Raw genomic sequence first — 4,573 nt, 5'->3', positions numbered from 1 at the left:
CACTTGGTCTGTCACCTGCTTCGGGGCGAGACATATTCGTCGAGCGCAGCGGTGCGGCGGTGTCACCCGAAGGCGCTGCGATCGGCGCGCGCTCCATCGGCTTTGGCGCAACCTCGGCGAACCGATTCACCGGCAGCTCTTCGAGTGCCTCGTCGACGCCCACACTGGCGTAAAACGCCAGCAGGTCGGCGATATCAGGTCTGTTGGTTGGGGAAGCGGCAGTCATGCCGGCACATTCGTCCGCCAAGAGGCGATTTGCAACATCGGTGATTGGCGAAAGCGGCGGTGAAAGCTGATCTCCCTCCTTGAGGGGGAGATGGCCGGCAGGCCAGAGGGGGTCGCCGCGCGTAGAACGCCAGCCTCCTCTGTCGGCGAAGGGGTGTCGCGTCCGGTCGTGCCGACCCCCTCTGTCGCCTTCGGCGACATCTCCCCCTCGAGGAGGGAGAGCGCGCCTCCGCGTCCGCGCCTCACCCCGTTGGTATGCGGGGATCCTGTACCAGATAGAAGGTCCATCTGGGCGTGTAGTCGGTCATCAGGAATTCGAACCTGGCGGTTTTCAGCGGGTCGACCTTGCCATTCCTGAACAGCAGCCGGTCATAGGGTTCGAAATCGCGATCGAAATCGGCGAAATTGCTTGACAAGATATTGTCCGGCGTCTTGTTGCGCTGGTCGAAGGAAAGCCCGTCGCCGAACACGCTCGGCTGGTTCAGGATCTCCTGCAATTCGAACTGGAATTCGATCCAGGCCTGGCCGCTGTTGTTGAGCACCTCGATGCGCATATACATCATGCCGTTGGCGAATTCGCCGGCCTTGCCGAAGGCCTGGATCGGCTTTGTCGTGCGGATCGTCAGCGTCACTGGCGTTGACGAATTCAGCTCTTCGGTGATGACGAACGGATCGTCCTTCGTCCCGATGCCCGAGGCGCCGGTGATGCGGAAGCCGCCAAGCTCGTCGGAGAAGGAGTAGGCGCCTGCCGCCCAGACCTTCACTTCGTCGGCGGCAGCGTGATGCGGCGCCAGCACCAGAAGGGCCAAAAGGAGCGCCCGGCGGATCCGGCCGGGCGGGAAAAGAAAGCGCGTCGATGAAAAGCCGGCTGGCCCAGGAATGCGCATGGCGTGAAGTATGGCCGATAAGCAAGCCGTCGAACAATTAAAAACGCGCGCCCCGGAGGCAATGCCGGGCGAAAAGCAGTCTTCCAGCCTCGCAATGCGCGACTTTTTGGCCAAAACCGCATTGTCACGTATGCGCCGGTTTCCTGTCGTCAATTGATGCGCTATGCAGCGCGGGAGCCAGCAAGATACCCGAATGGGATAAGCCAGTGCGGAGGGGTTGATGAGCGACATCGAACGCGAAAGCATGGAATTCGACGTGGTTATCGTCGGCGCCGGACCGGCGGGCCTCGCTGCCGCCATCCGCCTCAAGCAGGTCAATCCCGAGCTTTCGGTCGTCGTCCTGGAAAAGGGCGGTGAGGTCGGCGCCCATATTCTCTCCGGCGCCGTCGTCGATCCGATCGGCATCGACCGGCTCTTGCCGGGCTGGCGCGACGAGGACGGCCATCCCTTCAAGACGCCGGTCACCGCGGACCATTTCCTGGTCCTCGGTCCCGCCGGCTCGTTTCGCCTGCCTAACATTTTCATGCCGCCGCTGATGAACAATCACGGCAACTACATCGTCTCGCTCGGCAATGTCTGCCGCTGGCTGGCGACCAAGGCCGAAGCGCTCGGCGTCGAGATCTATCCGGGCTTTGCCGCTGCCGGCCTGCTCTACAATGAGCAAGGCGCCGTCACCGGCGTCGTCACCGGCGACATGGGCGTCGAGAAGGACGGAACGCACGGTCCGGGTTTCGCACCCGGCATGGCGCTGATGGGCAAATATGTGCTGATCGGGGAGGGCGCCCGCGGCTCGCTCGCCAAGCAGCTGATCGCCAGATACAAGCTTTCCGATGGCCGAGAACCGGGCAAGTACGGCATCGGCCTGAAGGAACTCTGGCAGGTCAAGCCCGAGAACCACCGGCCGGGGCTGGTCCAGCATTCCTTCGGCTGGCCGCTTGACTTGAAGACCGGCGGCGGCTCGTTCCTCTACCATCTCGAGGACAATCAGGTGGCGGTCGGCTTCGTCCTCCACCTCAATTACAAGAACCCCTACCTGTCGCCGTTCGAGGAATTCCAGCGCTTCAAGACCCATCCGGCAATCAGCGGGACCTTCGAGGGCGCCAAGCGCCTGGGCTATGGCGCGCGCGCCATCACCGAGGGTGGCTGGCAGTCGGTGCCGAAACTGTCCTTCCCCGGTGGTGCGCTGATGGGATGTGCGGCGGGCTTCGTCAACGTGCCGCGCATCAAGGGCTCGCACAATGCCGTGCTGTCCGGCATGCTGGCGGCCGAGCATGTCGCCGAGGCGATCGGTGCCGGGCGCGCCAACGACGAACTCGCTTCCTACGAGGAAGCCTGGCGCGCGACCGACATCGGCAAGGATTTGAAGAAGGTGCGCAACGTCAAGCCGCTGTGGTCGCGCTTCGGCACCATCGTCGGTGTCGGCCTCGGCGGCCTCGACATGTGGCTGAACACGCTGTTCGGTGTCTCGCCCTTCGGCACGCTGAAGCATGGCAAGGCCGACTATGCGACGCTCGAGCCTGCCGCCCGGCACAAGAAGATCGCCTATCCGAAGCCCGATGGCGTGCTGACTTTCGACCGGCTGTCCTCGGTGTTCCTGTCCAACACCAATCATGAGGAAAACGAGCCGGTCCACCTGCTTGTAGGCGACATGGAACTGCAGAAGCGTTCCGAGCACGATGTCTTTGCGGGCCCTTCGACGCGCTATTGTCCGGCCGGGGTTTACGAGTGGGTCGACAAGGACGGCAATGCCGCCGCCGATCCCACGGCCAAGGATGTGCGCTTCGTCATCAACGCGCAGAACTGCGTCCACTGCAAGACATGTGACATCAAGGACCCGAACCAGAACATCAACTGGGTGCCGCCGCAAGGCGGAGAAGGCCCGGTCTACCAGGGCATGTAGGCCCGCGCCGGCCACAGCGTGCCCCGGCGGTGACTCGGGTCTCCTGTGGCATGTGAAACATTAGGACTGTTGAAACTGCCGCGCGCTTATGGTTCCATTCCTTGACGATAGGGAGATGGTCAATGCGCCTGGCGGTTCTGGCATGCCTCGTGGCGATCGGTGCGCTGTTCGGCTTGGCTTCTGCGGCCTCGGCCGGCACCAGGGTGGTGGTCAAGACGCGGACCTACGACATCACCGGGAACACGGGGCTGGCGCTGATGCAGGCGATGGACCGCAAGGGGCCGAAGCACGGCTTCATGACGCATGCCATCGCGTTGACCGGCTACGCAGTGGATTGGGACCTTGACACCAGCCAGGACGATGGCGTTTGCCGCTTGCGGCGTGCAAACGGCACGCTCAATCTCTTCTATACGTTTCCGCGTGTCGCCTCGGCCACCACGCCGACGCTCCGGAAGCGCTGGACGCGGTTCTTCGCCGGCGTCCGCGCCCATGAAGAAACCCATGGCCGCATCGCCAGGGAGATGATGTGGGCCACGGAGAGATCGATCTCCGGCCTCAGGATTGCCGACGATCGGTCCTGCTACAAGACACGTCGCGAGGCACAGCGACGTATCAAGGCCACCAATGCCGCATATGAGGCCAAGCAACTCGCTTTCGATGCGCGCGAGCATCGCGACGGCGGCCATGTCCAGCATCTCGTCATCGCTTTGGTCAGGCCCTGATCCTTCAGCCTGGCGTCTTGCCGGTCTGAACAATGGCCGCGGTCGCGGTTTCATGTTCATCGAGCGGCTTTTGCTGGTTCAGCCTGAGCGAGAACTCCACCAGGACTGGAAGGTGATCCGAGCCGGTGTCTTCCAGCCGTGTCGCGGAATGGATGGTCACACCGCCCTTGCTGAAAACCTGGTCGATCGGCAGGCCGGCGAAGCGCCGCAGGAAGTCCGGCAGCTTGATGTGGATCCAGGTCGGGCCGGCGGACGGCATCACGGTCAGCCCGCCAAGCGCCGCGACCCGCCGCACGGCGGCACTCCATGGGGCGGCATTGCAGTCGCCTGCCATGATGGCCGTCTCGCCGAGCGCCGAGAGCGATTCCGTCAACTCGCCGATCTGCCAGTACTGCTCGCGCGGCCACGGCCAGCTGAGATGGATCGCGGCGACATCGACGTTGATACCGCCGAAGTCGACGGTCGCTGTCGCCATGGCGCCGCGCCGTTCGCAACGCGCCTCGGTGCCGGCGGCAAAGGGCCGCCGCGAGAGCAGCGCGACGCCGAATATCTTGTTGGGGTAAGGACAGAGGATCCGGTATGGATAGGCGCTGCTGATATAGCCGAGCTCGGTTGCCCACATCGCCGATACTTCGTCGAGGGTGATCACGTCGGGATTGGTCCGGCCGATCAGCGACAGCACCTTCTTCGGCGTTGGATTGTCGTAGCGCAGGTTCATCTGCAGCAATTTGTAGATCGCGCGGTTCTCGTTCTTGGCTTCATAGGCGGCCTGAACCGGCCACAGGCGGGAGAAGGACAGCGAGCCGGAAGTGGTGGCAAAGGCCGCCACGGCAAAAAGC

At 63.5% G+C, this 4,573-nt stretch carries 5 protein-coding genes and 1 pseudogene; 3 read left to right on the top strand and 3 right to left on the bottom strand.

Translation table 11 applies throughout. The annotated features are described in order from the left end of the window. Both EN943_RS35225 and EN943_RS35220 read right to left on the bottom strand, forming a co-directional pair. Positions 1-226: pseudogene (locus tag EN943_RS35225) on the bottom strand (uracil-DNA glycosylase); the annotation flags it as partial. 241 nt (positions 227-467) lie between these two features. After that, positions 468-1,112 carry a hypothetical protein gene (locus EN943_RS35220; RefSeq protein ID WP_127416405.1) on the bottom strand — a complete coding sequence of 215 codons (645 nt, stop codon included), beginning with the start codon at positions 1,110-1,112 and terminating at the stop codon, positions 468-470. A 10-nt stretch (positions 1,113-1,122) separates the two neighbouring features. On the opposite strand from EN943_RS35220, the gene EN943_RS37855 reads away from it, so the two are divergent. The 3 genes from EN943_RS37855 to EN943_RS35210 all read left to right on the top strand — a co-directional run bounded on the left by EN943_RS37855 (position 1,123) and on the right by EN943_RS35210 (position 3,734). Continuing rightward, positions 1,123-1,269 (top strand): hypothetical protein, encoded by a 147-nt coding sequence (locus EN943_RS37855; RefSeq protein ID WP_164778550.1) that lies wholly within the window; start codon positions 1,123-1,125, stop codon positions 1,267-1,269. A 63-nt stretch (positions 1,270-1,332) separates the two neighbouring features. Continuing rightward, positions 1,333-3,012: an electron transfer flavoprotein-ubiquinone oxidoreductase gene (locus EN943_RS35215; protein ID WP_127416404.1), complete on the top strand. Its 1,680-nt coding sequence runs from the start codon at positions 1,333-1,335 to the stop codon at positions 3,010-3,012. 122 nt (positions 3,013-3,134) lie between these two features. Then, positions 3,135-3,734: a DUF922 domain-containing protein gene (locus EN943_RS35210; protein ID WP_127416403.1), complete on the top strand. Its 600-nt coding sequence runs from the start codon at positions 3,135-3,137 to the stop codon at positions 3,732-3,734. 4 nt (positions 3,735-3,738) lie between these two features. Here the strand turns inward: EN943_RS35210 and EN943_RS35205 are convergent. Next, positions 3,739-4,573: endonuclease/exonuclease/phosphatase family protein (locus tag EN943_RS35205; protein WP_127416402.1), on the bottom strand; the 835-nt coding region annotated here is incomplete at its 5' end.

It is taken from the genome of Mesorhizobium sp. M7A.F.Ca.US.006.01.1.1, from assembly GCF_003997935.1.
Classification (GTDB): domain Bacteria; phylum Pseudomonadota; class Alphaproteobacteria; order Rhizobiales; family Rhizobiaceae; genus Mesorhizobium.
The sequence above is the reverse complement of the archived record's forward strand: the minus strand, read 5'-3'. Positions and strand labels throughout refer to the sequence as shown.